Genomic DNA, 25,636 nt, shown 5'->3' with positions numbered 1-25,636 from the left:
GCCCAACCAATACTGTTAGTTCCCAAATCTAATCCTAAAATTTTTGCCATAGTTTTTAAATTGGATTAAAAATAAAGGATTTATAACTGGAATCATATACGTAACAATACGTATATTTTAATTGATTTATTTGTGTAGATTTGCTATAGATTAAAATTTCTAATCTTTAATCTTATCACAATAAGGCTATATGCCGTAGATGAAAATCTTTAGTCCTGCTTCGGTAGGACTTTTTTTTGCACAGCACCTACAAGTCGGGACTTGTACGTACTATTTCAAAGGCTTAATTTCACTATGCTTTACCACATGAGATAACACAATTTGCGTTTTGGTTTCTCCATAACTAATCAATTGATCAATAAAAATTTCTAAGTGTTTTTGATTTTTTAAAACCACTTCCATAACAAAATTCTCGTTTCCAGTAATACGATAACAATTAACAACCTCATCATAAGTTTTTACCTTTTCTAAAAACGGTTTTAGCATTCCCATAAAAGCACGTAACGTAATTAAGGCTTTAAGTTGGTAACCTGCTTCAAATGGAGAAACAAATGTGGTATAGCCTTGTATAATTTCTGCATCCTCCAACTTCTTAATCCGCTCACTAACAGCAGGAGAACTTACTCCAACACGTCTTCCTATCTCTGCATTAGACATGCGCGCATTCTGCTGAAGGCACTTTAAAATCTTCCAATTTAGACTATCTATACTCATTTAATGTTTTTTACAAATATTAACACATATATTAAAGCAAATATACAGTTTTACTTTAAATATTAAAGTAAAGTGTAGTAGCAAGTCCTTAATTTCGTGTGCATTGCTATTGAAAAATGAATTACACCCTACCATCCCATTTATCAGATTTGCCTATATATAAAAAGGCCATGGATATTATTATGCTCTCTCGTAACATATCTACTTACCTTACTCAAGATTTATCTTATTTAAATTCTGATGGAACAGAGGATGGTAACATCTATTTTACTGGCGATATTATACAGCAATCCACAAATCTAGCTCCTGAGATAATTAATGCAGAACGCGAACGCTATTCAGACAAAAAACATAAGCATTTAGAAAGTTTAGATCTATTAACCTTTAGATTATACAATAACTGTAAGCGTTTAGAACATTCTAGTAGTAATGGTAGAGACTACTTACCTATTCTTCGTGGTGAATTAGGTAAATTCAGAAAACTACAACGTAGTTGGATGTTGACTTTGTAATATTGCTAATTGCAAATATTCTTTTTATCAATCCATGGATTAACCCATTTTCTTTCTTTTCCTAATGTTATTTTGGTTTCAGGTTTTGTAAATACTAAATAGAAGTTTCCCTTTTTTTTAAGATATAGAAATGTAATCTCAGTACAATAGGTGCCTTTACCATGATTAACCAACATACTAATTTTGTTGTCTGTGATAAAAATATCCTTTACAGATTCTACTATAATAAAATTTACACTAAAATCTGGCGAAATTTCTTCTGCGCTATATTTATCTAAGTCATTCATTTCAATCATATCGTTAACAATCTCCTTAATCCAGTTATCAATAGATTTATTCTCACTCACCAGAGCATTTGAGGTCACAAGAAAAAAAAAAGTATAATAGCTTTCATATAAAATTTTCTTATCTATTTTCCTTTAATTAAATGCGCATTGCTCATAAATGCATTCTGATAATTTGCAATCTTAGAATTTATCTCGTTAGCTATAATTACAAACTGACACTTATTGATACTTTCTGATAAACGTAGAATATGATTATAAGCATTGTTTCTACCCATATAATCTGCGTCTTCAATAGCAAATAACTGAACCTCTCCTAAATGAATACCATTTAGAAAATAAAGCTTACTTAATCGTGCTGGAGATGCTATAACAATATCTTGACCAGGGTAAATTTCTGTTTTTTGCTTTTCAATATCATACTCATCATAAAGCGCATAGATTCTTAAATCTGTGTTCTTAGTAAATCTTTCAAACTCATCTTTTAAAGCTAAAGCATCTTCCTTATCCTTTACGACAATAATAGCGCGTGGAGAATCTTCAAAAGCTGCAGCTTTTAACTTATTAATTGTTGCAATTATAAGTGCTGTTGTTTTCCCGCTTCCTTTTGGTGCAATTACATAAGTATCTGCTCCACCTTTTAGTGTTGGTAGTACTTTTTTCTGAAACGCATTTGACGTTTCAAAACCAGCATTTTCTAATGATTCTTTTAATAAAGGATTTAGTTTTTTGAAAGACATTAATTTTATTTTTTTTAAGCTAAATAAAGATACTTCAACTACGCACAGCATAAGCGATTCTTACACTTTTTTGAAAAGTAAAAAGGGATTCTCTGCTTACATATTACGTCTATACTGCCCACCAACTTCAAACAATGCTGAAGTAATCTGACCTAATGAACACACTTTACAAACTTCCATTAGTGCTTCAAAAATATTTTCATTATGAATTGCTTTCACTTGTAGTTGCTTTAGCAATGCTTCTGTATCGTTTGCATTATGAAGACTCAAAAGAGTTTTTATTTGAAACTGCTTTTCGTCTTCAGTGGCTCTAATCACTTCTTTAGGAATTACTGTTGGAGAACCCTTACTACTTAAAAATGTATTCACACCAATTATTGGAAATTCCCCATTATGTTTCAACGTTTCATAATACAAACTCTCTTCTTGTATTTTACTGCGCTGATACATTGTCTCCATAGCTCCCAATACTCCACCACGTTCTGTTATTCTATCAAATTCAAGTAAAACAGCTTCTTCAACTAAATCTGTTAATTCTTCAATTATAAATGAGCCTTGAATTGGGTTTTCGTTCTTAGCTAAACCTAATTCTTTATTTATAATAAGTTGTATAGCCATTGCACGTCTTACAGACTCTTCTGTCGGAGTTGTAATCGCTTCGTCATAGGCGTTTGTATGTAATGAATTACAATTATCATAAATCGCGTACAATGCTTGAAGCGTAGTTCGGATATCATTAAAATCAATTTCTTGAGCATGTAAACTTCGACCAGAGGTTTGTATGTGATATTTCAACATCTGTGCTCTAGAATTTGCACCATATTTATTTTTAAGTGCTTTAGACCAAATCTTACGAGCTACACGACCTATAACAGCATATTCTGGATCGATTCCGTTTGAAAAGAAAAAGGACAAATTGGGTCCAAACTTATTAATATCCATACCTCTACTTAAGTAATATTCTACATAAGTAAACCCATTAGACAACGTTAATGCTAATTGCGTAATTGGATTGGCTCCTGCTTCAGCAATATGATAGCCTGAGATAGAAACCGAGTAAAAATTACGAACGTTATTTTCAATAAAATACTCTTGCACATCTCCCATTAAACGCAACGCGAATTCTGTAGAAAAAATACAAGTGTTTTGCGCTTGATCTTCTTTTAAAATATCTGCTTGTACTGTTCCTCTAACTTGGGCAATGGTTTTTGTTTTAATATCTAAATATACATCCGCTGGTAATACTAGATCACCTGTTACACCCAATAATAGTAAACCTAAACCGTTATTTCCTTCTGGTAAGTCTCCATTATATCTTGGTCGCTCTTTGCCTTTATAAAGCTTCGCTATTTTTGCATCAACGTCTTCTTCTAAGTCATTCTCTTTAATGTAAATTTCACATTGCTGATCTATAGCGGCATTCATAAAGAAACCTAACAACATTGGTGCTGGCCCATTAATAGTCATACTTACAGACGTCATAACGTTTGCTAAATCAAAGCCAGAATAGAGTTTTTTAGCATCGTCTAAACAGCAAATAGAAACTCCTGCATTACCAATTTTACCATAGATATCTGGACGTAAATCTGGATCATTACCATAAAGCGTTACACTATCAAAAGCGGTAGATAAGCGTTTTGCTGGTAATCCCATACTTACGTAGTGAAAACGTTTGTTGGTACGTTCTGGTCCTCCTTCACCTGCAAACATTCGAGCTGGATCTTCACCTGTTCTCTTAAAAGGATATAATCCTGAAGTGTAAGGGAACTCACCTGGTACATTTTCTTGTAAACACCATCTTAAAATATCTCCCCAAGCCTTATACTTTGGTAAAGCTACTTTAGGTATTTGTGAATGCGAAAGTGACTCTGTATGTGTTTCAATTTTTATTTCTTTATCTCTTACTTTAAAAGTATAAATCGGGTTTTTGTATCTATTTACTTTTTCGTCCCAACCTGTAATCACTTCCCAATTGTAAGGATCTAGATTTAGTTTTACACGGTCAAATTCTGCTATAAGAAGTTTTATAAAATCGGTATTGTCATTCTGAACTTGTTTCAGAATCTCATCACTATTTAATCCGTGCTTATCAAGAAGAGATTGCTTCGCTTCACTCGCAATAACGTTAAGAACAGATTCTAAAGTTTTATAAATACCGTAAAGTTTTTGAGCCACCTCAACTTGTTCATTTGCTGTTTTATCGAAAGTACGATTACTTTCTGCAATTTCAGACAAATAACGTGTACGTGCTGGAGGAATCACAAAAATCTTTTCGCTCATTTCATCTGAAATATGGAAGGTAGATTTTAAATCTACATTAACTTTCTCAACTAACTTATCCATTATCGCTTTGTAAAGCGTATTCATTCCTGGATCATTAAACTGAGAAGCTATTGTTCCGTAAACGGGCAAATCATCTTGGTGAACATCCCAAAGATTGTTATTACGCATGTATTGTTTTTTCACATCGCGTAATGCATCTAAAGAGCCACGTTTATCAAATTTATTAATCGCAACCAAATCAGCGAAATCTAACATGTCGATTTTCTCTAGTTGTGTCGCAGCACCAAACTCTGGTGTCATAACATATAGTGCCACATCACTGTGTTCCATAATTTCAGTATCGGACTGACCAATACCAGAAGTTTCTAGAATGATTAAATCGTACTCTGCAGCTTTTAAAACCTCGATCGCTTCATTCACATATTTAGATAATGCCAAGTTAGATTGGCGTGTTGCCAAACTACGCATATAAACTCTAGGTGAGTTAATTGCATTCATACGAATACGGTCACCTAGTAATGCACCTCCTGTTTTACGTTTTGATGGATCTACAGAAACAAGACCAATAGTTTTTTTAGGAAAATCAATAAGAAAACGTCTCACTAATTCATCAACCAATGACGATTTACCAGCACCACCTGTACCTGTAATTCCAAGAACTGGAGTCTTTGAGTTTTTATTTTTATTATGAATCGCTTCTAAAGCATCTTTTGCAACTTCTGGAAAATTCTCTGCAGCAGAAATTACGCGAGCAATTGCTTTTGGGTTTTTTTTATGTAATATTTTAACTTCACCATTAAGTGCATCACCAATAGCATAATCTGATTGTTGCACCAAATCATTAATCATACCTTGAAGCCCAAGCTCACGTCCATCATCAGGCGAATAGATTCTAGTAATACCATAGTCCATTAAGTCCTTAATTTCTTCTGGAAGAATTACTCCACCTCCACCTCCGAAAATTTTTATATGTTCTGCTCCTTTTTCTTTAAGCAAATCATACATATATTTAAAGTATTCATTGTGTCCGCCTTGATACGAAGTCATAGCTATAGCATTTGCATCTTCTTGAATAGCTGTGTTTACAACTTCTTCTACGCTTCTATCGTGACCCAAATGAATCACTTCTACTCCTGTAGATTGAATAATACGACGCATAATGTTTATTGCTGCATCGTGCCCATCAAATAATGATGCTGCAGTTACAATACGTACTTTATACTTTGGTTTATAAGGTGCTACTTGTATCATTCTTAGTAAATCTTAATTTCAGTGCTGCAAATTTACGGAATATTCAAAAAAATAAAGCAATAATCATTAATTATATAAAACTCAACCAAAGTTATCATAGCATAGTATTTTGATTAATTTTAGTCGTTCTCTAAAGTGCTTTTTATGTATAAAATCCCATTACTAATTTATAGTAAAGATTAGCCAAATATTATTGCTTCGATTATCAATTTTATGGTCTATAATCAAAGTAATATTGTTTTTATTAATAAGCATATAGATATTAAAAGAACATATTTTTTTGTTCCATAAATGTGAATCTTATTCTGTTATAAACTTAAAACCTTATTCCGTAAAACTTTAGTTGACAATCTTAAGCTTAATTGTTGCATTTACTCTGCAGATAGGAGACCAAGAATGGCTTAATTTGTATCAAAATACAACATTGTTTATATGATATTTTACGGCACTATAATGCTGGATAATTATTCCTGTAAATTTTTTTACATTAAGTAGTTATCTGGTTTTAAAACTAATAGTTGGTAATTATTAAACAACGCTCTATTATATCCTAGTAACAAAACACTATCAATCACCTAGTCATTATTTAATAATACTCCATTAAAATCTGGGTTGCTTTTATTGTTCTTATTCTTATGAGAATAATAACAACAAATTACACTTATTACGAAGTTTAGGTATGATATATGAAATATTTTCAACTCTATAAATTATCTTTGTTAAAGTTACAAAACCTAAACTGATGATTAAGAGAATTTTCGCCCTACTAATTATTTTCAACTTAATGGCCTGTGTAGAATTACAGCAAGTTGTAGATTCATTACCACAGTCTGGTGGTGTACTTAATAATACTGATATTGCCTCTGGTCTTAGGCAAGCTTTAGATCTAGGCATCGACAAACAAGTTTCTAAGCTAACCCAAAAGGATGGTTTTTTTAGAAATGAATTAGTCAAAATTTTATTACCTAAAGAATTACAAAAAGTAGATAACGCACTTCGCAAAATTGGTCTAAGCAGTCTAGCTGATGAAGGTTTAAAAGTTCTAAACCGAGCTGCCGAAGATGCTGTAAAAGAAGCTACACCTATTTTTATTAATGCTGTAAAAGACATTACTTTTAACGATGCAAAAAATATACTTCTAGGAGAAGACAATGCCGCAACAAGCTATCTAACAACAAAAACGCAAACCGAATTATACAATAAGTTTAAACCTGTTATTAATAATTCTTTTAGTAAAGTTGGTGCAGATAAAATCTGGACGAACCTAATCACTAAGTATAATAGCATTCCTTTAACAAATAATGTGAACCCAGACTTAACTGATTATGTCACTAATGAAGCTTTAAAGGGCGTTTATACTATGATTGCTGTTGAAGAAAAAGAGATTAGAACTAAAGTATCTTCTCGCAGTACGGACTTATTGAAGAAGGTGTTTGCGCTACAGGATTAATTAACTCACTTAAATTACATTTAATTGTCTGTTATTATTAGCGTTATTGTGAAGAAATTTTTTGTCTGTGACAATCTCTTTTATATGAGTTATTTCGTCATTTTCTCTGTTAATGACGTTCTAATTGGGCTTTCATCTGCAATTGCAACTCCTCAGCTTTTTTAGCTGCGGCTTGCGCAAAACCCTCATCTTGTGAAGCATAAATAATTCCTCGAGACGAATTAATTAATAAGCCTACAGAAGCATTCATCCCATATTTACAAACGGCTTGGAGGTTTCCACCTTGTGCTCCAACACCAGGAACTAACAAAAAACTATTAGGAATGATCTTTCGAATATCAGCAAAGTACTCTGCTTTTGTCGCGCCAACAACATACATTAGATTTTCAGAATTATTCCAAGATTTAGAAGTTTCTAAAACCTGCTTATACAATTCTACTCCATCTACAGTCTTTGTTTGAAAATCGAACGCACCTTGGTTGGAAGTTAAAGCTAATAGGATGGTGTGTTTATCTTCAAACGCTAAAAAAGGTTCTACAGAATCTTTTCCCATATAAGGTGCAACGGTTACACTATCAAAACCTAAGTCTTCAAAAAAGGCTTTAGCATACATAGTGCTTGTATTACCTATGTCTCCTCTTTTAGCGTCTGCAATGGTGTAAATCTCAGGATGATGATCGTTGAGATACTTAATCGTCTTCTCTAGAGCTTGCCAACCTTTAATTCCGTATGCTTCGTAAAATGCTGTATTTGGTTTGTAAGCCACACAAAGATGATGTGTAGCATCGATAATCGCTTTATTGAAAGCAAAGATTGGATCTTCTTCTTTTAATAAATGCCTTGGAATCTTATTTAAATCTATATCTAATCCTATACATAGGAAGGATTGCTTTTTGTGGATTTGTTTTATGAGTTGGGTTGTTGTCATTATTCAAATTGAAATAATAGGGTTCCACAAATATTATCTTCATCTACAAATCCTCGCCATCTAGAATCATAAGAATTATCTCTATTGTCTCCTGAAAAGAAATATTTTCCTTCTGGTATTATAATTGGTCCAAAATTATTAATGTTCCAATTTTTTCTATTTAACTTAATATCTGGTGCCATATTTTTCGAAGTCGTATCAATATATCTTTTTAATTGAAAACCTAATTGCTTAATGTAACTTTTATCCAAAAATATCATTATTGAATCATTCTTCATAAAGGCGTCAAATGATTCATCATTCATAAATTCTTTCTTAAAAAAATTATGAAATAGACTATCACTAACTAAATACCCATATCTTAAATTTATTCCTTGGTCTACATTAATATCATTAACATAGTAAATACCATTTTTACATTCTAACTTATCATTTGGAGCAGCTATTAGCCTTTTAACTATTGTATAACCACTGATACTATCCGAAAATTTAAAAAATGCAAAATCTAAACGCTTTGGTTTTTTTAGACTTGAACCAACAAATTTAGATCCAAGTGAAAGATTAGGTTCATTTGAAGTGGATGGTACGTGAAATGACTTTAATATACCAGACCATCTAAATAATAAAAATGCTGTCAAGAAAGCTAGAATAATAAAAATAATTATCTTCTTCGTATTCATCAATTAATTCATGGCTTTTTAGAGATTTAGATTATATCACATCATCATTAGCCTTCAACAACTCCGTGTTTTCCGCTAACATTAATTCGTCTATTATTTTTTGAATATCACCATTAATGATATTAGATAAATCGTAAAGGGTTAAACCGATTCTATGATCTGTTACACGACCTTGTGGATAGTTATATGTTCTAATCTTAGCACTTCTATCACCAGAACTTACCATACTTTTACGCTTCTCAGAATCTGCAGCTTGTTTTTTAGCCAATTCTATTTCGTATAAACGCGAACGTAATACTTTTAAAGCTTTCTCTAAATTTTTGTGAGATGATTTCTGGTCTTGACAACTTACAATCATACCTGTAGGTTCGTGATGCAGTTTAATTGCCGAATAGGTTGTGTTTACTGATTGGCCACCAGGACCTGTTGATGTTGTACGCTCAATACGTACTTCTGTCATATCTAACTCTACATCAAACTCTTCTGCTTCTGGCAATACCATTACAGTGGCTGCACTTGTGTGTACACGTCCCTGTGTTTCTGTTTGTGGCACACGTTGTACACGATGTACTCCAGCTTCAAACTTCATGGTTCCGTAAACATCTTCACCAGACACTTCGAAAATAATCTCTTTAAAACCACCAGAAGTTCCATCACTCTGACTTACCACTTCAACTCTCCATCCTTTATCACTACAGTATTTAGAATACATTCTGTATAAATCACCTGCAAAAATACTCGCCTCATCTCCACCTGTACCAGCACGTACCTCGACTACAATGTTTTTAGCATCGTCTGGGTCTTTAGGAATAAGCATAAAACGGATATCTTCTTCTAACTTAGTAATAGCTTCCTTGGCTTCATCGAGCTGCATTTTGGCCATTTCTACCATCTCGGCATCCGAGCCATCTGCAATAATTTCCTCAGACTCAGCGATATTATCTAAATATTCCTTGTAAACTTCGCCTTTATCTACGATTAGTTTGAGATCCTTGTATTCTTTCATCAGCTTAGCATATCGTTGCTGATCTGTTATTATATCTGGCTGAATGATAAGGTCATTCACCTCATCAAAACGTTGCTTAATTATCTGTATTTTCTCTAACATCTCTCTTCAAAAATTGAATTTCAAAAATACGCTTTTTTATGGATTTTGAAGTGTCAGTGATAAGGACATATTAACATTTAAAAATAAATTACCTAAAACAAACGTTACACTATTAATATGCAGAGACTACTAGCTATACTTGCATTTTATAAACCGTTTGTTGTTTGGTCTTTTATTGTAACCGCTATTATTGGGTTTTTTAATCCGTATGTGGTGCCTGCGATTGCGACCAAATTATTTCTTACGGTTTTTGCATGGTATTATGTGAGTGAAACACCTAACAAACGTAAATTAACCTTTTACAAGAACATAGGAATATCTCCCTTAAAGCTATTTTTGGCTATGTTTGTTGTGGACTGCATTTTAACTATTGGTTTCCTTATTGTGTTTAAGGAATTTACATAAACAAATCTATTCTCGATACTATATATATTACAAAAAATTAAAAAATTGATATTTGAATTAGACAATGTAGAACTTTACTTTAAGAACAAGCGTATTTTAAATGGCATTTACCTAAAAGCTGAAACCGGAAAAGTGACAGCAATTTTAGGTAGTAATGGCTGTGGTAAAAGTTGTTTACTCAATATTGCATTCGGAAATTTAAAACCGAAGTATATGCTGATAAGACTAGACAGCAAGCCACTTTTAAAACCACTTTACACGACTAAATTAGTAAAGTATCTGCCACAATATAATTTTATTCCTTCAGGAATGAAATTGAGCAAAGTATTCAAATTGTTTAATCTTGAATGGAATACTTTTATTGAGACTTTTGAAGGTTTTTCAATTTATGAAAACGAAAAATTCAGAACATTATCTGGTGGAGAAAGACGTTTGATTGAAACTTATCTAATTCTAAAATCGAAAAGTAAAATTATGATTTTAGACGAGCCTTTTTCTCATTTATCACCAATACATATTGAAAGGGTTATGCAACTAATTTCTATAGAGAAGGAACATAAGGTTGTAATTATATCAGATCACATGTATCATCATATTATTGATGCCTCTGATGCTATTTACCTACTAAAGAATGGAACTACAAAAAAAATCAAAAATCTAAAAGAGCTTGAAGATTATAAGTATTTGAGTGAAGGTAGTTTGTAATATTTTATAACCAATTAAAGTTGCGTTGTATTTATAATATTATCTAAATCTACAACAACACCAACACCTAAAATTTGCTTCCATTGCAACTTGGCTCCTTCTATAACAAATTCTTCGTTAGTCATTTCGCTTTGTTCTACTTCAATTTTAATATCATTGTCGTACCTTAAATGCGAGCCAAGTGTGGCCTTTACAAATTTATTCACTTTCATATCAAAATTGAGCTCCCACTCCATATCTATATTTCCGAAGCTATTTAAATAATCTGTATATAAACGTAATAGGCTTGTAATCTTTATATTCTCAAACAATTCTTCTTCGTAATGGTTGGTTAATAAGACATCCAACTCTTGTCTTACTTTTTTTCCATCTCTCAAAATATTGCCTTCTAAGTCATAGATAGCAGGATCTACACCAAAAGCCCCTTGGTTTGCCAAATCATCATCTAATACAAAAGTAGTTTTTAACGTAAATGGTGATGCGTAAAAGGACAATCGCTCAATATGTCGTCCGTATTCCATACCTAATCCAAAAAACATATAACCCGGAGCTAAAAACTGTGAAATAGGCTAGTCTCTATCTGGATAGCTAAATCCATTAGCAAACTGGGTGTTAAAACTAAATCTAGCAGAATAAAACCAATTACTTTTGGGATCTTTTTCTATTCCAAAATTTGAAGTTACTTCTACAACATCTTCCGTTTTCCTTATGCCTTGTTCTTCTTGTTTGTTTAATCCATAACGCAGATTGAACTTAGAGTTCCAAAACCATTTTTCTTGTTTATATTTTGCTGAGAATTGTCCGATTATAATTCCTGAGATAGAATTTGTTCCTCCCGAATTCCAATTTGTAAATGAAACCTGATTGAGATATATACCTACTTCCTTTTTGGCTCTCCAGCCTAACTCTATATGAACATCATTTTTTTTCTTAAAATATAAAGAATCTGGTTGTGCAAAAAGAACAGTTGAGCACAAGATAAACATGCTAAATATAATCTGAAAATAGTTTTTCACACTTAAAAAATTAATAAGAAAATGTACCGTATTCGCTTTTTATAGTTAGCTTCTTTTTGTTTGAAGCTTCTACTCTACCAATAATTTTGGCATCTACATTAAACGATTTTGAGATTGCGATAATATCGTCTGCGACTTCTGGTTTTACATACAACTCCATTCTGTGTCCACAATTAAATACTTGATACATCTCTTGCCATTCGGTTTTAGACTGTTCTTGTATTAATTTAAACAATGTTGGAATAGCAAACATATTGTCTTTTACAATATGAAGGTTATCTATAAAATGAAGAATTTTTGTTTGTGCACCACCACTACAATGTATCATGCCATGAATAGCTTCACTTTTATATGTACTTAGAATTGCTTTTATAATTGGTGCATAAGTGCGTGTTGGTGATAACACCAATTTACCAGCATCAATTGGCGAATTTTCTACGGCATCTGTTAATTTGGTTTGCCCTGAATATACCAAATTCTCTGGCACAGCAGCATCAAAGCTTTCAGGATATTTTTCGGCTAAATATTTAGAAAACACATCGTGCCTTGCAGAAGTTAAACCATTACTACCCATACCACCATTATATTCGGTTTCGTAAGAGGCTTGCCCAAATGATTCTAGACCAACAATAACATCACCTGCTGATATATTAGCATTGTCAATAACATCTCCACGCTTTAAACGCGCAGTTACTGTAGAATCTACAATGATAGTTCTTACTAAATCACCAACATCAGCAGTTTCACCACCTGTAGAATGAATAGTGACTCCAAAGGATTTAAGATCTTCTATTAGTTCTTCTGTACCGTTTATGATTGCAGAGATTACTTCTCCCGGAATTAGATTTTTATTTCTTCCTATGGTTGAGGATAACATAATATTATCGGTAGCTCCAACACATAACAAGTCATCTATATTCATTATTAATGCATCTTGCGCAATACCTTTCCAAACAGAAATATCTCCTGTTTCTTTCCAATACATATAGGCTAATGAGGACTTTGTACCTGCTCCGTCCGCATGCATTATTAAACAGTAATCAACGTCATTTGTTAAATAATCTGGTACTATTTTACAGAATGCTTTAGGGAATAAGCCTTTATCAATATTTTTTATGGCATTGTGCACATCTTCTTTTGAAGCTGAAACCCCACGTTGTGCATATCTTTTGCTTACCGAATTACTCATTGAAGATTGTTATGGTTGGTGTTGCAAAAGTAAGAATTGCATTTAACTATCTCACTAAATTAGACTTAATTACTGTATCCAAATAACTTAATAATTTTTGCTTTTGCATATTGCCACCAAAGTATAGATTAATACCAAGTCCCATTCTCAAGAACGTATCATTACTTTCTCCTACAATTAATCCATTTAACTCATCTGAAAAAACATAATTATACTCGCCAAAAAACTTAAGTCCTAAACCATCCATTACAATATATTCTATACCCAAAGCCCCTTGGGCTTTAGCTGCCTTATTCTTAAAATCGTCTGCAGCATTATAACCATAACCTATTTGGACAAATGGAGATAATACTTTGTAAGGACTAAAAAGGTATTCAATATTTAAATCAAAAGACATAAAGCCTTCACTAGAAATATCTTTGAATGCTAAGCTATACTTATTGTAAGTGAAATTTATATTGAGGTTATCTGTAACATGCCGTTTATACCCAATTTTAAAATATATTTCAAATTTTGGCTCTGGTATGTCTCCACTGATGATAGAAGTCCCTATGGCAACATCAATGGCATTTGTTCCTCGATAATCGAAAAACGCCAATTTACTGTACAGCTTTTTGTTATCCTCAGATTTTTTTTCTTGAGCATGCAACCAATTTATACTAAAAACTACTAATAATACACCTATTACTAAATACTTATATTTGGTTTTCATATAACCTTTATTAGAAAATAAGTTTATCTCATTAAAAATTATGGAGCATTGCAATATAGAAAAATAATAATGAAATTATAATTACATTCAGTAATTATTAAGAAACAAAAAAAGATAAAATCGAATATTCGATTTTATCTTTTTTTTCTAAAATAGTAATAAACACCTTATAGTGTTATCCTAGATTTTTTAAGATTCAGCTTGTAGCTTTGACTGTATATTTACAACATCATCTTTTGTAACATTATTCAAATCTTCTGAATTGTCCTGAGAAAGAATTAAAGTTGCACCTACTAGAATAGCTACACTAAGTAGTAACTTCTTCATTTTAACAAATATTGATTAATAGCCCTACAAAAATACTAAATAACCTATTTTAAAAATGACTAAATCTTCTTTTTTATGCTGATATAGCTAGCTTTTCGACAACTAGCTAAATGTCATCGATAAACGACACAAAAAATGAATCTTAAAAACAATAATATACGTATAAATACGTACTTCTAAACATTAAATTAGCAATAAAACGACCAAAAGTTAGTATATATATTATTATTTTGTAAACAAAAGCTCTCTATATTTAGTCAGTGGCCACAACTCATCATCAATCATAAGCTCTAACTTATCGCAATGATATCTGATATCTATAAACGATGGTTTTACTTCAGTACAATAACCATTTGCCTTCTTTTCTAAATCAGTTTGCTTATTATATAATTTACGAGCTTCTGTCATTTTGGTTACTAATGAATTAATGGCTTCAATGTGTTCCGAAATCTGTTCTATTAGAGATAATTGCTCCTTCGCTAAGCCTTTAAACTTTTCACCATAAATGGTTTTGAGACCGGTTACATTCTCTATTAATATGTTTTGATAGCGAACAGCAGTAGGCACTATGTGATTACGAGCTATGTCACCTAAAACACGACTTTCGATCTGAATATGAAGACAATATGCTTCCATTTCAATTTCGTAACGTGCTTCCGATTCTATTTTATTCATAACGCCCAAGCTCTCAAAAAGCTCTATTGAAGATTTAGATACTTTTACTTTCAGAGCCTCAGGTGTTGTTTTATTATTACTTAAGCCACGTTTTTTAGCTTCTTTTTCCCATTCTATACTATAACCATTTCCTTCAAACAAAATTGCTTTAGACATCTTGATATACTCTCTTAAAACATTAAAAATAGCGTCATCTTTTTTCATTGTTTTTTTATCAATCAATTCGTCAACCTCAGCTTTAAAATCGATTAATTGCTTAGCTACAATAGTATTTAAAACTGTCATAGAATTAGCACAATTGGCTGTTGACCCAACGGCTCTAAATTCAAATTTATTACCTGTAAAAGCAAAGGGTGAAGTCCTATTTCTATCGGTGTTATCTAAAATAACTTCAGGGATTTTACCAACAACATTTAACTTTAAATCTGTTTTTTCTTGAGGTGATAATTTACCTTTAGTAACCGTTTCAAGTTCTTTTAAAACTTTTGTTAATTGCTCACCTATAAAAACCGAAATAATTGCAGGAGGAGCTTCGTTAGCACCTAAACGATGATCGTTACTTGCAGATGCTATAGCAGCTCTCAGTAATTCTTCGTGAGTTAATACGGCTTTTATCGTATTAATAAAGAAGGTTAGGAATTGGAGATTACTCATAGGAGTTTTACCAGGAGACAATAAATTAACTCCAGTATCTGTACTTAAACTCCAGTTATTATGCTTACCAGACCCATTTACGCCTGCAAATGGCTTTTCGTGCATTAGCACTTTGAAATTATGACGCTTTGCAATCTTTTGCATCACATCCATTAATAGGGAGTTATGATCTACCGCTAAATTCGCTTCTTCATATATAGGAGCGAGTTCAAATTGATTTGGTGCCACTTCATTATGTCTCGTTTTTACAGGAATGCCCAACAACATACATTCATTTTCTAAATCGCGCATGTAAGACATCGCTCTATTTGGAATGGTACCAAAATAATGATCATCGAGTTGCTGCCCTTTTGCAGGAGAATGTCCTAAAAGTGTACGACCAGTTAACATTATATCTGGTCTAGATGCCGCCAAAGTACTATCTATTAAAAAATATTCTTGCTCCCAACCCAAAGATGCATTTACTTTTTTTACATTTTTATCGAAGTATTTACATACTGCTACTGCTGCATTGTCAACAGCATGTAAGGCACGCAAAAGTGGAGTTTTATAATCTAGCGCTTCACCTGTGTACGACACAAAAACTGTTGGAACACATAAAGTTGTACCATATATAAATGCTGGTGATGTAGGATCCCATGCTGTATAACCTCTAGCCTCGAATGTATTTCTTATACCACCATGAGGAAAGCTAGATGCATCTGGTTCTTGCTGTACTAACTGATTGCCTTCAAACTTTTCAATAGCAAGTCCGTTTCCAATCGTTTCAAAAAAGGCATCATGTTTTTCGGCTGTTGCACCTGTTAATGGCTGAAACCAATGCGTATAGTGTGTTGCACCTTTTGAAATTGCCCATTCTTTCATTCCATTTGAAATATGGTCTGCTATCACACGATCAATTTTTGTTCCCTTTTCTACAGCCTCCATGACGCTTTTAAGTGCAGTCTTGGTTAAATATTGACGCATAGCTGCTTCATTAAACACGTTAGATCCAAAGATTTCTGAACGTCGCTTTGCTTCTTTTATCTTTAGTGGTTTTCTTTTTAATGATTTTTTTACAGCGTAAAATCTCAATGTTGACATAATGATAAAATTTTAGGGCTAAAATACAAATTATTGAAATTAATACACCTTTACCCTTCAAAAAATAGGGTTATCAACAATAATTAATAACATTTTACCTAAAATACCCTATTATTTTTGACCAAAAAGAAAAAAATTACAATATTTGTAACGTGAATTTATTAAATCAAAATACAATGAGTAAATCTAAATTAGAGTATATATGGCTTGATGGTCATGAGCCTACTCAAAACATGAGAAGTAAAACTAAAGTTGAAAACGACTTTAGCGGAAAACTAGAAGATTGCCCTATTTGGTCTTTTGATGGTTCATCAACTGAACAAGCATCTGGTGGTGCGTCTGACTGTTTATTAAAACCTGTAGCAATTTATCCAGATCCTGTTAGAAAGAATGGCTTTTTAGTGATGTCAGAAGTTTTAAGTGCAGACGGCACTCCTCATGCTTCAAATGCAAGAGCAGCTATAGATGATGATAATGATGATTTCTGGTTTGGTTTTGAACAAGAATACTTCTTAATGGATGCAAAAACAGATTTACCATTAGGTTTCCCTAGAGGAGGTTTCCCTGGACCACAAGGAAAGTACTACTGCTCAGTTGGTGGACGATATACTTGGGGTAGAGATGTTGTTGAAGAACATGCAGACTTGTGTATTGAAGCTGGATTAAACTTTGAAGGAATTAACCAAGAAGTTGCACCAGGACAATGGGAATTTCAATTATTTGCACAAGGAGCTAAAAAAGCTGGTGATGAGATTTGGGTTGCTCGCTATTTATTAGACCGTTTAACTGAAAAGCATGGTTACTATATTGAATACCATCCAAAACCTGTAAAAGGAGACTGGAATGGCTCTGGTATGCACGCCAACTTCTCTAATACTACATTAAGAACTTGCGGCTCTCAAGAAATTTACGAAAAAATCTGTGAAGCATTTAGACCTGTTACTGACGAACATATGGACGTCTATGGTGAATTTAATGACGAACGTTTAACTGGTTTACACGAAACTGCTCACGTTTCTGACTTCTCTTATGGAATTTCTGATAGAGGTGCTTCTATTAGAATACCTATTATTACAGTAGAAAAAGGCTGGAAAGGTTGGTTAGAAGACAGACGACCTGCTTCTAATGGAGATCCATACAAAATTGCTGGTAGAATTATTAAAACTGTAAATAGTGCTAATATTACCTCTTAAGTAATTTTAGGAACTTATAAAAAAAAGCTTGTGGTTTCAAAACTACAAGCTTTTTTTATCTCTATTATTTAAGCGTTATATAGATAAAGACTAAGTAAGCTCCAAATAGTAGCATTCCTTTTAATCTTCCAATTTCAAATCGTTTTGGTATGAGCATCAATGGAATTAACACAGCTGAAAAAGCAATCATCCAAAAGATATTGGTGCCTAAAATTTGTGGAGTTTCTGGGTTAACAACAATAGGCTTAATCATTGCAGTTAAACCAAGAACAGAAGCAATATTAAATATATTTGAACCTATAAGATTTCCTAATGAAATGGCTTTTTCTTTCTTTAATGCTGCAATAACAGAAGCTGCTAATTCTGGTACACTAGTACCAATTGCTATTACAGTAACTGATATCGCATAATCACTGATACCTACAGCTGTTGCTAATTGCTTTGCTCCTTCTACTAACCAATCTGACCCGAAATATAAACCAGCAGCACCAATTAAAAGCCACATTACAATTTTAAAGTCAGAAGTTTCAGCTAATGCGTCATCTACCTCTTCTAAATTTGCTTTTGTAGATTTTCTAGAGCTTCTAATTAAAATAATTAAAAAGGCAACCAATGCAACAAACATTATTAAACCTTCTAGCGCTGTTAATACTCCATCATTCTTTAAAAAAAAATACAAAGCGAAGGAAGCCAACATCATCATTGGCCAATTCAATTTATAAAAATCTTTATCTACGGCTAGAGGAGAAATAATTGCTGTAATACCTAAAACCAAACCAATGTTAGCAATATTAGAACCTATTACGTTCCCTAAGGCGATATCTGAAACACCATCTAAAGCTGCCTGTAAACTTACTAATAACTCCGGTGCTGAGGTTGCAAAAGACACAACCGTCATACCTATTACTAGCTTAGAAATTTTAAGTTTAAATGATAGCCCTACAGAAGCTCTTACTAAAAAATCACCTCCAACAACTAACAACCCCAAACCAGCTATAACAAGAAATACACTCATCGCTCTTCTAATTATTTAATCACCTCTTTTATTAAAGTCGCGAAGATAACATTTCATTTTTACACAAACTAAAAACTAAAATTTTCGTTAAACAACTATTAATTTAGTTTTATAACTATAAAAATAGTTATATTTGGTTTATAGAATATAAATTCAATTGTAATTATGCAAAAACTAACAAACAAAGAAGAGGAAATAATGCACATATTGTGGAAGTTAGAAAAAGCTTTTGTAAAAGATGTTTTAGCAGAAATTAAATCGGATAAGCCTCACTACAATACACTTTCAACCATAATTAGAAATTTAGAAGAGAAAGGTTATGTTAGTTACAATGCTTACGGAAAAACACATCAGTACTTTCCTATTGTTTCTAAAGAAGATTATAAAACTAAGTTTATGAATACGGCTATTGAGAATTACTTTAATAGCTCTTATAAGAATGTAGTTTCTTTTTTTGCTAAGGAAGAAAAGATAAGCGTAGATGAGCTTAAGGAGATTATTGCATTAATAGAAAACAAAGCCTAATTATGGAGTATCTTTTAAAAGCAAGTGCTGTAGTTGTTTTATTCTATTGGTGTTTCAATCTATTCTTAAAGAGAGAAACATTTTTTCAGCATAATAGGTGGTTTCTATTTATAGGGTTATTAATTGCATTGGTTTTTCCATTTTTAGTTATTCCAATTTATATACCAATAGAACCTATAGTTATTTCTGAAACGACCTATATTCAGACTTTTCCTATAGATTTTGTGGTAACTCAACCTGAAACCAATTTTGATTGGACTAAACTTATTCCAATTATATATGGTATTGGGTTTGCTCTATTTTTAGTTCAATTTGTATTTCAATTTGGTTCGTTAGGTTTATTATTATTAAAAAATCCCAAGAATAAAGATGGTATTTATACCTACGTTATTGTAGAAAACAAAATTTCGCCTTTTTCATTTTTTAAATGGATTGTATATAATCCTGATACTATAGAAGATAATGAACTCGATCTTATCTTAACTCACGAAAAAGTACATGCAAAGCAACTACACTCCATCGATATACTACTTACGCAAGTAGCCTGTGTGATCTTTTGGTTTAATCCATTAATCTGGCTTTATAGAAAAGAAGTGCGACAGAATTTAGAATATATCGCAGATTATAAAACACAAATAAAATCTAATAGCGAAAAAGAATACCAACGTTTATTATTAAAAACAAGTGTTGTTAATCACAACATTTCATTATCAAATAATTTTTATAATTCATTAATCAAAGAACGCATCATTATGTTAAAAAAATCGAGATCAAACACAAAAAAACAATGGAGATATTTATTAATGCTCCCACTCTTAGCAGGTTTGCTATTGAGTATGAATACTGAAGAAGTATATGTTGAAGATGGGATCACTTCCATAAATTCAGAAAAGACATTAGAATTTGTAGTGACCAAAAACACTACAGATACTGAATTAAAATCTATGACTGAAACCGTTGAGGAAAAAGGTGGCAGTTTAGTATTCAGCAAAATCCACAGAAACACATCTAATGAACTCACTAATATATTTTTAAAACTTAATAATCATAGTTACGGTAATTCTGGTCAACCTATTGAGTCTTTTATAATCTATAAAGAATTATACGGTAGAGGTGGCGGCTATGTTGGTCGAATAGAAGGTGCAACATTGCATTTTGATATAGCAACAAATGACAAAGAAGGCATTAAAGCACTTAAAGAAAGAGCTTATGTGTCTATAATTAAAAAAGGTCTTCAAACCGCAGAATTTAAACAATCGCTTAAATCAGAAAGTATTAAAGTTACATTTACAAAAATGATGACTGATAAAAGCTTAAAAAAACATAAAGAATTTTTGAAATCAAAGGGTGTAATAATGACTTTGAATGGATTAAAACGAAATAAGAAAAATGAAATAGTTGATATTAATGTCGATTTTAAAACTGAAAATGGCTCTACGAATTATAACGTTAAAGATGAAAATGGCATAAAATCATTCTACTTTAATATGGGAAAAGATGGAAGTTTTGGTGTTGGTGCAATTGAAAGCGATGTACATATTATAGAAACTTTTAATGTTGGCAGATCTAAAAAAGAGCATTCAAAATATAAAAGAAACGTTTTTATATATGAAGATAATGACCCTTTGGAATTAATAGTAGAGGATAGTATAAGCCCAAAAAGACTAAACCGTTATCGTAAAGTAATTAACAAACTAAAAACTGTTAAAAATAATGACTCCATTTATTTTAGAACAATAGATTCTGTAGAAGTAAAACGTTTCTCTAATGTAAAATCTGATTTCTATTATGAAGATGAGACACCTAAAAAGGTAATTAAGACTGGTGAAAATATATGGATACATAAACCTAGTGGCAAGAGTCATCAGAAGCTATCTTATTACACTAGTCATATTCCTAAACCTTTAATTATAGTTGACGGCAAAGAAGTAAGCCATGATGCCATAGGTATAATAAACCCAAAGCATATAGACCAAGTAAATATATTGAAAGGTAATTCTGCAATTGAAATCTATGGAGATAAAGGGGAGAATGGTGTGGTCGTTATTAAAACTAAAGGCAGTAATAATGAATGGGTTACACAATATAGTGCCAAGCAAAAAAAACCTTGGAGGGTTGAAGTAAGTAGAACAACATTTATTGATGATGAAGATGCATTTAAAAACGGAACATTAGCTTATATCACAAAATATACATCAGACAAAGTATTAGAAACATACAAAACTAATCTTAAGAAGTTTGGAATACAAGTAAAATATAATAAGCTAAAACGTAATAAGAAAGACGAAATCACTAGCATAAAAATTAGTATAAAAAATGAGAAAGGAGCCAAGAGTAGTGCAACATGGAAGGTTGATGATGGTATTCCTAGCATTGAATTTGGAGAAACTGAAGGCTCTCTAATTGCTAGAACAAGTGAGATGAACTAAAATGAATCAATTAGCAGAGAAAAGCCAAACTAAAGTTTTTAGTTTGGCTTTTTTAATTCAAAATATTTGAGCTTTTACTCAATAATTATCTTTTTGGTAATTGAGCCATTATCGTTTTTTAGTTTTAGCAAATATAATCCTGAAGGTAAGTCTAAATCGATGTAGTCTTCAATCGCATTAAATTGCTTCAGTAGTTTACCTTCAATTGAAAAGACTTCAATCTTAGTTTTATCTTGTAAGCCAGAAAAATAAATTCTTCCACTTGTTGGATTTGGATATATAGAGACTTCTAATCGTTCTTTTTCGTCTATACTTAGAGATTGATCCCAAGCATCACCTATATTATCTCCCCAAATATATTCTATCATTTCTGGCTGATCTATAAATGGGTTTCTATTAAACTGCCAGTTATAAACAATATTATTTCTGTTCATTTCAAAATCATCTGGTGGATCATTTCTATGCCAATCTAATAACGTCGCTAAATCCCCAAACTCACCTACATTACCATCAGGAAAGCCATTTACAATCTCTAAACCATTATAACGTACAGCCATATAAAATACGTTTCTTGCAACATCCCCTTTAAATTTCCCTAAAGTACCTGTTGGTCCATTATATTCACCATAAAATTGATTACCTCTACTACTATTTTCTGGTCCATCCGCTGCTCTTAATGCATGTGCATCAGAATTTCCATGTCGTAAAGAATCTGCTTTGGTTGTCCAATACACATCAATGCCATCTGCAATTTCATCTTCTTCAATACTAAAAAAGCCACCACGAGATCTGGGAAAAGTGTGCTCTCTATTCCATTTACCAGTATTAAGAGAAGTTGTTTGGTAATCTATTTTTGCGCGACCTTCTTCCAAATACACCAACCATACTTGGTTACTATTTTCTGGGTTTTGGTCTGCTTCTTTTAAAATATCTATAACATCTGTGTATGTTTGTGCTCTAACTGTTGTTGGGTCTGCAATTATATCTTGCATAGCTTGTCTTAACGCAACATCTGCTAAACCATCTAAACTATCGTAATAACCATTTGGTTGTGTACTAGCAACAACTCCGTAAGTAGGATTTATTGGTGTTCCCCAAGCTGCAACTGTAAAATCATTATCTACAACCCTAACCTCTACAGCACCATTAGAAGCAACAATTGGCTCTACTAAATCTAAAAATCTAATTTTTATAACCTCATCACCTTCATCAGCAGAATCATCAACTAAGGTAATTGTTGTAGTCGTTGTATTCTGTCCGGATGGTATTGTAAGACTTGTACTTCCTGTAAAATCGGATGTGTTAAACCCAAAATTGTTTAAACTAATGCTAAAATTTAAATCAGAGCTAACATTTGCATCTGCCGTAAACGTAATATCAAAAGTTTCATCTTCATTATAAATAAACTGTGCAACTGAAATTTCAATGGTATTAAAAATTATACCACTTCCATCATTTAATTGTCTAGGTGTAGGTATATCTGTAAAATATGTACCGTCATTGTTACGTTGAATTGAATTTATGCTTCCACTAGAACCTTCATTAATTTGTTGAATACTAGCAAAGTTTGGATCGTCATCAAAAATATCTATCAATGTTAAATCATCCGAATCACTAGTATCATAAAGTAACACATCTATTAAATTAGTGATATTTGCTACAGTACCTTCTGGAAAATCGTTTGGTGAAGCTTGATAAATTGCAACTGCGTCAGCTCCATTCTGTATTAGATTTTCTGAAATTAATAATTGTGGAAAAGGAGATATATTAGTACTACCAATGAGCAACAAACCATTGCTATCTGTTGTATATCCTGTAAGGTTTATCGTTAGGTAACTAGAATCACCACCATTTGTAGAACCATTAAAAAACACAAGCACATAACCGTCTGTAGAAAAATTTGGTGTTTGCGATTTAATTTCTACAAATTCTTGAGTATCTATACTCGGATTGTCACTATCTAGCTCATTAATAACTAAAATTTGAGACCAACTGAATGCAGAAATAAATACAAGTAGGGTGATAAGAATTCTTTTCATGTTATTTTTTTTAACAAAGATAAACTTAATATTTTGTCACAATGTTAACTAAAAATTATTTACTCAAAATAGTTCAAATACAGCATGGCATTTCTCAAAAAATTAATTCTAAAAAATGGTGAAATCATTAAAATCTATGCTTTTTAGAACAAATTGCCTCTTGGATTATAAAAACACTTCAAAAAAGCCCCTTGAAACATATAATAATGAAACCATAAACTAAATTTTACTTATAATTTACTACTTAATCATAGATAAGTCACAAATTATTATAATTAATACTATTGTTTTAGTTACGAATCTAAATGCAAATTCGTCGATTTATGTAAAATCATTTGGAGAAATATTCACTAAGCATATATATTGAAAACTCAATCAAAAAACGAAGTAAAATATTAACCCCTAAACCAAAGAAATTATGATGACATTAGCAAAACTGATTATTGATATAATATTCTCAATATTCTAAATTTATAACCGACAAAATAACCAATCAAAAAAATGTAAAACTTAGTTCTAGAATAAGTTTTACTATTTTTGTTGCAAAGCGACATTAGGCAAAAAAGCCCTATTGTTAAAAAAAGCAAAATGAAGAAAACTATCTTTAGGGCTTTAGCAAAACTCAATAAAGCCATATTGCCATCTTACAGTAAAAGACAACTCGATCTTAGCAAAGCTAGTAAGCTTCAGCTTGCCATTATTGGCTGGCGTATTTATATCACAAAAAATGCTCTTGAACAAGAAAAGACCACCCAGTGGTAGCCTTTTAAAGGCTCAATTTAATCTATCGTATTATAGATTTATTTTCTTTTTCAAATTATTAGTTTCTTGTTACAGTACCCATAGGCAATGAACCTAGGTTTTGGCCAAGTGCATGAGTTGCAGGTGCTGTATCATTACCAGCTGTACCAACTAATGGTTTCATAGCAAATGGCGCAAGAGAATTATCTGGAACTGGCTCTACAGAAATAACAACAGTGCGTCCTCTAACATCTAAAGGGAAAGTTTCTCCTGGTGGCACATTTTCAAAAAAGTCTTCGCCTGGTACTGGTGGTCCAGCAGCAGACCCACTAAATGGTGCAGCACCATCAACTGTATTAAAAGCGGTAAAAGTACCAGTACTTAATGGACCAGTATCTCCAACAACCCAACCTTCATAAGCCCAACCTGTAGGTAATGTAGGTAAAACGAAATTAGGTGTTGGTGGCATTCCGGGTGTACCAAACCAAACTCCATTCTCGTCATTACCGTTATTTGTTCCTGTTTCATCTGTAGGTGTTCTTAAAAAGAATGATCCAGCAGCATTAGAAAAATCACCAACTATACCAGTATTTACTGTCGCTGAAGCCCCATTAAAATCACCAACCAATACTTTCGTTGCAGCTGGACCAGGATCTGAATCTACTGCTGGCTCAATAGATAGCACAAATCGTGTAGCACTATCTAATTGTGCAATATCAACCAGAAATGTTTGGGGAAATATAACATTAGCAAACGTTCCTGTGCTAACAGGTTGTCCATCTACTATAATCCATCCTTCATAAACAAAGTCTTCACCAAGTGGCTCTATACCTTGTAAATTTAAAGTTAAATTAGCTGTTCGACGTGTTACATCGTCGCCTGAACTACAGGACACTGCAAATAAACCAATTGCTAGTAGTCCAAAAATTGTTTTTTTAATCATTGCTCGTTATTTAAATTGTTCGATGTAAAATTAGA

General features: G+C 32.3%; 24 protein-coding genes. 8 read left to right on the top strand and 16 right to left on the bottom strand.

What is annotated here, in order from left to right:
- Window positions 1-270 precede the first annotated feature (270 nt).
- On the bottom strand, window positions 271-714 hold the full coding sequence (locus tag AAC053_RS08290; RefSeq protein WP_339755257.1) for an Lrp/AsnC family transcriptional regulator: 444 nt from the start codon (window positions 712-714) through the stop codon (window positions 271-273).
- A gap of 116 nt (window positions 715-830) precedes the next feature.
- Between AAC053_RS08290 and AAC053_RS08285 the strand changes: the two genes are divergently transcribed.
- Window positions 831-1,226 carry a hypothetical protein gene (locus AAC053_RS08285; protein WP_339755255.1) on the top strand — a complete coding sequence of 132 codons (396 nt, stop codon included), beginning with the start codon at window positions 831-833 and terminating at the stop codon, window positions 1,224-1,226.
- Between the two features lie 5 nt (window positions 1,227-1,231).
- Here the strand turns inward: AAC053_RS08285 and AAC053_RS08280 are convergent, their stop codons facing one another.
- The 3 genes from AAC053_RS08280 to AAC053_RS08270 all read right to left on the bottom strand — a co-directional run bounded on the left by AAC053_RS08280 (window position 1,232) and on the right by AAC053_RS08270 (window position 5,784).
- On the bottom strand, window positions 1,232-1,573 hold the full coding sequence (locus AAC053_RS08280) for a hypothetical protein (protein WP_339755253.1): 342 nt from the start codon (window positions 1,571-1,573) through the stop codon (window positions 1,232-1,234).
- Window positions 1,574-1,635: 62 nt separating this feature from the next.
- Window positions 1,636-2,250, bottom strand: a complete 615-nt coding sequence (locus tag AAC053_RS08275) for a DEAD/DEAH box helicase (protein WP_339755250.1) — start codon at window positions 2,248-2,250, stop codon at window positions 1,636-1,638.
- A 96-nt stretch (window positions 2,251-2,346) separates the two neighbouring features.
- Window positions 2,347-5,784, bottom strand: a complete 3,438-nt coding sequence (locus tag AAC053_RS08270) for a methylmalonyl-CoA mutase family protein (protein WP_339755247.1) — start codon at window positions 5,782-5,784, stop codon at window positions 2,347-2,349.
- A 742-nt stretch (window positions 5,785-6,526) separates the two neighbouring features.
- Here AAC053_RS08270 and AAC053_RS08265 point away from each other — a divergent pair.
- Entirely contained in the window at window positions 6,527-7,234 is a 708-nt protein-coding gene (locus AAC053_RS08265) for a DUF4197 domain-containing protein (protein WP_339755244.1), read from the top strand.
- Window positions 7,235-7,343: 109 nt separating this feature from the next.
- Here AAC053_RS08265 and pyrF read toward each other — a convergent pair whose 3' ends face one another.
- Genes pyrF through prfA form a run of 3 tightly spaced genes read right to left on the bottom strand, consistent with a single transcriptional unit; the run spans window position 7,344 to window position 9,950 of the window.
- Window positions 7,344-8,162, bottom strand: a complete 819-nt coding sequence (gene pyrF, locus AAC053_RS08260; protein ID WP_339755241.1) for an orotidine-5'-phosphate decarboxylase — start codon at window positions 8,160-8,162, stop codon at window positions 7,344-7,346.
- The gene (lepB, locus tag AAC053_RS08255) at window positions 8,162-8,842 is read right to left on the bottom strand and encodes a signal peptidase I (RefSeq protein WP_339755238.1); all 681 of its coding nucleotides are present in this window, start codon (window positions 8,840-8,842) and stop codon (window positions 8,162-8,164) included. The genes pyrF and lepB overlap by 1 nt, the downstream gene beginning before the upstream one ends.
- 31 nt (window positions 8,843-8,873) lie before the next feature.
- Window positions 8,874-9,950 (bottom strand): peptide chain release factor 1, encoded by a 1,077-nt coding sequence (gene prfA / locus AAC053_RS08250; RefSeq protein WP_339755235.1) that lies wholly within the window; start codon window positions 9,948-9,950, stop codon window positions 8,874-8,876.
- A 117-nt stretch (window positions 9,951-10,067) separates the two neighbouring features.
- Here prfA and AAC053_RS08245 point away from each other — a divergent pair, with 117 nt between their 5' ends.
- Window positions 10,068-10,355, top strand: a complete 288-nt coding sequence (locus tag AAC053_RS08245; protein WP_339755233.1) for a hypothetical protein — start codon at window positions 10,068-10,070, stop codon at window positions 10,353-10,355.
- A gap of 45 nt (window positions 10,356-10,400) precedes the next feature.
- On the top strand, window positions 10,401-11,060 hold the full coding sequence (locus AAC053_RS08240) for an ABC transporter ATP-binding protein (RefSeq protein WP_339755230.1): 660 nt from the start codon (window positions 10,401-10,403) through the stop codon (window positions 11,058-11,060).
- A 14-nt stretch (window positions 11,061-11,074) separates the two neighbouring features.
- Here AAC053_RS08240 and AAC053_RS08235 read toward each other — a convergent pair whose 3' ends face one another.
- From AAC053_RS08235 to AAC053_RS08210, 6 genes are all read right to left on the bottom strand, one after another.
- Complete coding sequence (locus AAC053_RS08235) at window positions 11,075-11,599, bottom strand: hypothetical protein (RefSeq protein WP_339755227.1); 525 nt, start codon at window positions 11,597-11,599, stop codon at window positions 11,075-11,077.
- A 30-nt stretch (window positions 11,600-11,629) separates the two neighbouring features.
- Complete coding sequence (locus AAC053_RS08230; protein ID WP_339755225.1) at window positions 11,630-12,076, bottom strand: DUF3078 domain-containing protein; 447 nt, start codon at window positions 12,074-12,076, stop codon at window positions 11,630-11,632.
- 10 nt (window positions 12,077-12,086) lie between these two features.
- Window positions 12,087-13,265 carry an AIR synthase related protein gene (locus tag AAC053_RS08225; protein ID WP_339755222.1) on the bottom strand — a complete coding sequence of 393 codons (1,179 nt, stop codon included), beginning with the start codon at window positions 13,263-13,265 and terminating at the stop codon, window positions 12,087-12,089.
- Window positions 13,266-13,311: 46 nt separating this feature from the next.
- Entirely contained in the window at window positions 13,312-13,977 is a 666-nt protein-coding gene (locus AAC053_RS08220) for a Curli production assembly/transport component CsgG (RefSeq protein WP_339755219.1), read from the bottom strand.
- Window positions 13,978-14,166: 189 nt separating this feature from the next.
- Complete coding sequence (locus AAC053_RS08215) at window positions 14,167-14,304, bottom strand: hypothetical protein (protein WP_186844053.1); 138 nt, start codon at window positions 14,302-14,304, stop codon at window positions 14,167-14,169.
- A 225-nt stretch (window positions 14,305-14,529) separates the two neighbouring features.
- Window positions 14,530-16,716, bottom strand: a complete 2,187-nt coding sequence (locus AAC053_RS08210; protein ID WP_339755215.1) for a glutamine synthetase III — start codon at window positions 16,714-16,716, stop codon at window positions 14,530-14,532.
- 176 nt (window positions 16,717-16,892) lie between these two features.
- Here AAC053_RS08210 and AAC053_RS08205 point away from each other — a divergent pair, with 176 nt between their 5' ends.
- A complete protein-coding gene (locus tag AAC053_RS08205; protein WP_339755213.1) occupies window positions 16,893-17,909 on the top strand; it encodes a glutamine synthetase beta-grasp domain-containing protein in 1,017 nt (338 codons plus the stop codon).
- A gap of 64 nt (window positions 17,910-17,973) precedes the next feature.
- Here AAC053_RS08205 and AAC053_RS08200 read toward each other — a convergent pair whose 3' ends face one another.
- Window positions 17,974-18,924: a calcium/sodium antiporter gene (locus AAC053_RS08200; protein WP_339755209.1), complete on the bottom strand. Its 951-nt coding sequence runs from the start codon at window positions 18,922-18,924 to the stop codon at window positions 17,974-17,976.
- 165 nt (window positions 18,925-19,089) lie between these two features.
- Between AAC053_RS08200 and AAC053_RS08195 the strand changes: the two genes are divergently transcribed.
- Together AAC053_RS08195 and AAC053_RS08190 are read left to right on the top strand one after the other, a co-directional pair.
- Window positions 19,090-19,449, top strand: a complete 360-nt coding sequence (locus AAC053_RS08195; RefSeq protein ID WP_339755206.1) for a BlaI/MecI/CopY family transcriptional regulator — start codon at window positions 19,090-19,092, stop codon at window positions 19,447-19,449.
- A gap of 2 nt (window positions 19,450-19,451) precedes the next feature.
- Window positions 19,452-21,878, top strand: coding sequence for a M56 family metallopeptidase (locus AAC053_RS08190; protein ID WP_339755203.1), 2,427 nt, complete (start codon window positions 19,452-19,454; stop codon window positions 21,876-21,878).
- A 74-nt stretch (window positions 21,879-21,952) separates the two neighbouring features.
- On the opposite strand, the gene AAC053_RS08185 is transcribed toward AAC053_RS08190, so the two are convergent.
- Window positions 21,953-23,917 (bottom strand): endonuclease, encoded by a 1,965-nt coding sequence (locus tag AAC053_RS08185; RefSeq protein WP_339755200.1) that lies wholly within the window; start codon window positions 23,915-23,917, stop codon window positions 21,953-21,955.
- Window positions 23,918-24,505: 588 nt separating this feature from the next.
- Here AAC053_RS08185 and AAC053_RS08180 point away from each other — a divergent pair.
- A complete protein-coding gene (locus AAC053_RS08180; RefSeq protein ID WP_339755198.1) occupies window positions 24,506-24,679 on the top strand; it encodes an SsrA-binding protein in 174 nt (57 codons plus the stop codon).
- Between the two features lie 58 nt (window positions 24,680-24,737).
- Here the strand turns inward: AAC053_RS08180 and AAC053_RS08175 are convergent, their stop codons facing one another.
- Window positions 24,738-25,601 (bottom strand): anti-sigma factor, encoded by an 864-nt coding sequence (locus AAC053_RS08175; RefSeq protein ID WP_339755195.1) that lies wholly within the window; start codon window positions 25,599-25,601, stop codon window positions 24,738-24,740.
- Between the last annotated feature and the right edge of the window lie 35 nt (window positions 25,602-25,636).

It is taken from the genome of uncultured Winogradskyella sp., from assembly GCF_963975125.1.
Classification (GTDB): Bacteria; Bacteroidota; Bacteroidia; order Flavobacteriales; family Flavobacteriaceae; genus Winogradskyella.
The sequence above is the reverse complement of the archived record's forward strand: the minus strand, read 5'-3'. Positions and strand labels throughout refer to the sequence as shown.

Excerpts from the sequence above, each read along its gene's own strand:
- AAC053_RS08290 (WP_339755257.1), bottom strand. The coding sequence starts at position 714 with ATGAGTATAGATAGTCTAAATTGGAAGATTTTAAAGTGCCTTCAGCAG.
- AAC053_RS08285 (WP_339755255.1), top strand. The coding sequence starts at position 831 with ATGAATTACACCCTACCATCCCATTTATCAGATTTGCCTATATATAAA.
- AAC053_RS08275 (WP_339755250.1), bottom strand. The coding sequence starts at position 2,250 with ATGTCTTTCAAAAAACTAAATCCTTTATTAAAAGAATCATTAGAAAAT.
- AAC053_RS08270 (WP_339755247.1), bottom strand. The coding sequence starts at position 5,784 with ATGATACAAGTAGCACCTTATAAACCAAAGTATAAAGTACGTATTGTA.
- AAC053_RS08265 (WP_339755244.1), top strand. The coding sequence starts at position 6,527 with ATGATTAAGAGAATTTTCGCCCTACTAATTATTTTCAACTTAATGGCC.
- pyrF (WP_339755241.1), bottom strand. The coding sequence starts at position 8,162 with ATGACAACAACCCAACTCATAAAACAAATCCACAAAAAGCAATCCTTC.
- lepB (WP_339755238.1), bottom strand. The coding sequence starts at position 8,842 with ATGAATACGAAGAAGATAATTATTTTTATTATTCTAGCTTTCTTGACA.
- prfA (WP_339755235.1), bottom strand. The coding sequence starts at position 9,950 with ATGTTAGAGAAAATACAGATAATTAAGCAACGTTTTGATGAGGTGAAT.
- AAC053_RS08245 (WP_339755233.1), top strand. The coding sequence starts at position 10,068 with ATGCAGAGACTACTAGCTATACTTGCATTTTATAAACCGTTTGTTGTT.
- AAC053_RS08235 (WP_339755227.1), bottom strand. The coding sequence starts at position 11,599 with ATGTTTTTTGGATTAGGTATGGAATACGGACGACATATTGAGCGATTG.
- AAC053_RS08225 (WP_339755222.1), bottom strand. The coding sequence starts at position 13,265 with ATGAGTAATTCGGTAAGCAAAAGATATGCACAACGTGGGGTTTCAGCT.
- AAC053_RS08220 (WP_339755219.1), bottom strand. The coding sequence starts at position 13,977 with ATGAAAACCAAATATAAGTATTTAGTAATAGGTGTATTATTAGTAGTT.
- AAC053_RS08215 (WP_186844053.1), bottom strand. The coding sequence starts at position 14,304 with ATGAAGAAGTTACTACTTAGTGTAGCTATTCTAGTAGGTGCAACTTTA.
- AAC053_RS08210 (WP_339755215.1), bottom strand. The coding sequence starts at position 16,716 with ATGTCAACATTGAGATTTTACGCTGTAAAAAAATCATTAAAAAGAAAA.
- AAC053_RS08205 (WP_339755213.1), top strand. The coding sequence starts at position 16,893 with ATGAGTAAATCTAAATTAGAGTATATATGGCTTGATGGTCATGAGCCT.
- AAC053_RS08200 (WP_339755209.1), bottom strand. The coding sequence starts at position 18,924 with ATGAGTGTATTTCTTGTTATAGCTGGTTTGGGGTTGTTAGTTGTTGGA.
- AAC053_RS08195 (WP_339755206.1), top strand. The coding sequence starts at position 19,090 with ATGCAAAAACTAACAAACAAAGAAGAGGAAATAATGCACATATTGTGG.
- AAC053_RS08190 (WP_339755203.1), top strand. The coding sequence starts at position 19,452 with ATGGAGTATCTTTTAAAAGCAAGTGCTGTAGTTGTTTTATTCTATTGG.
- AAC053_RS08185 (WP_339755200.1), bottom strand. The coding sequence starts at position 23,917 with ATGAAAAGAATTCTTATCACCCTACTTGTATTTATTTCTGCATTCAGT.
- AAC053_RS08180 (WP_339755198.1), top strand. The coding sequence starts at position 24,506 with ATGAAGAAAACTATCTTTAGGGCTTTAGCAAAACTCAATAAAGCCATA.
- AAC053_RS08175 (WP_339755195.1), bottom strand. The coding sequence starts at position 25,601 with ATGATTAAAAAAACAATTTTTGGACTACTAGCAATTGGTTTATTTGCA.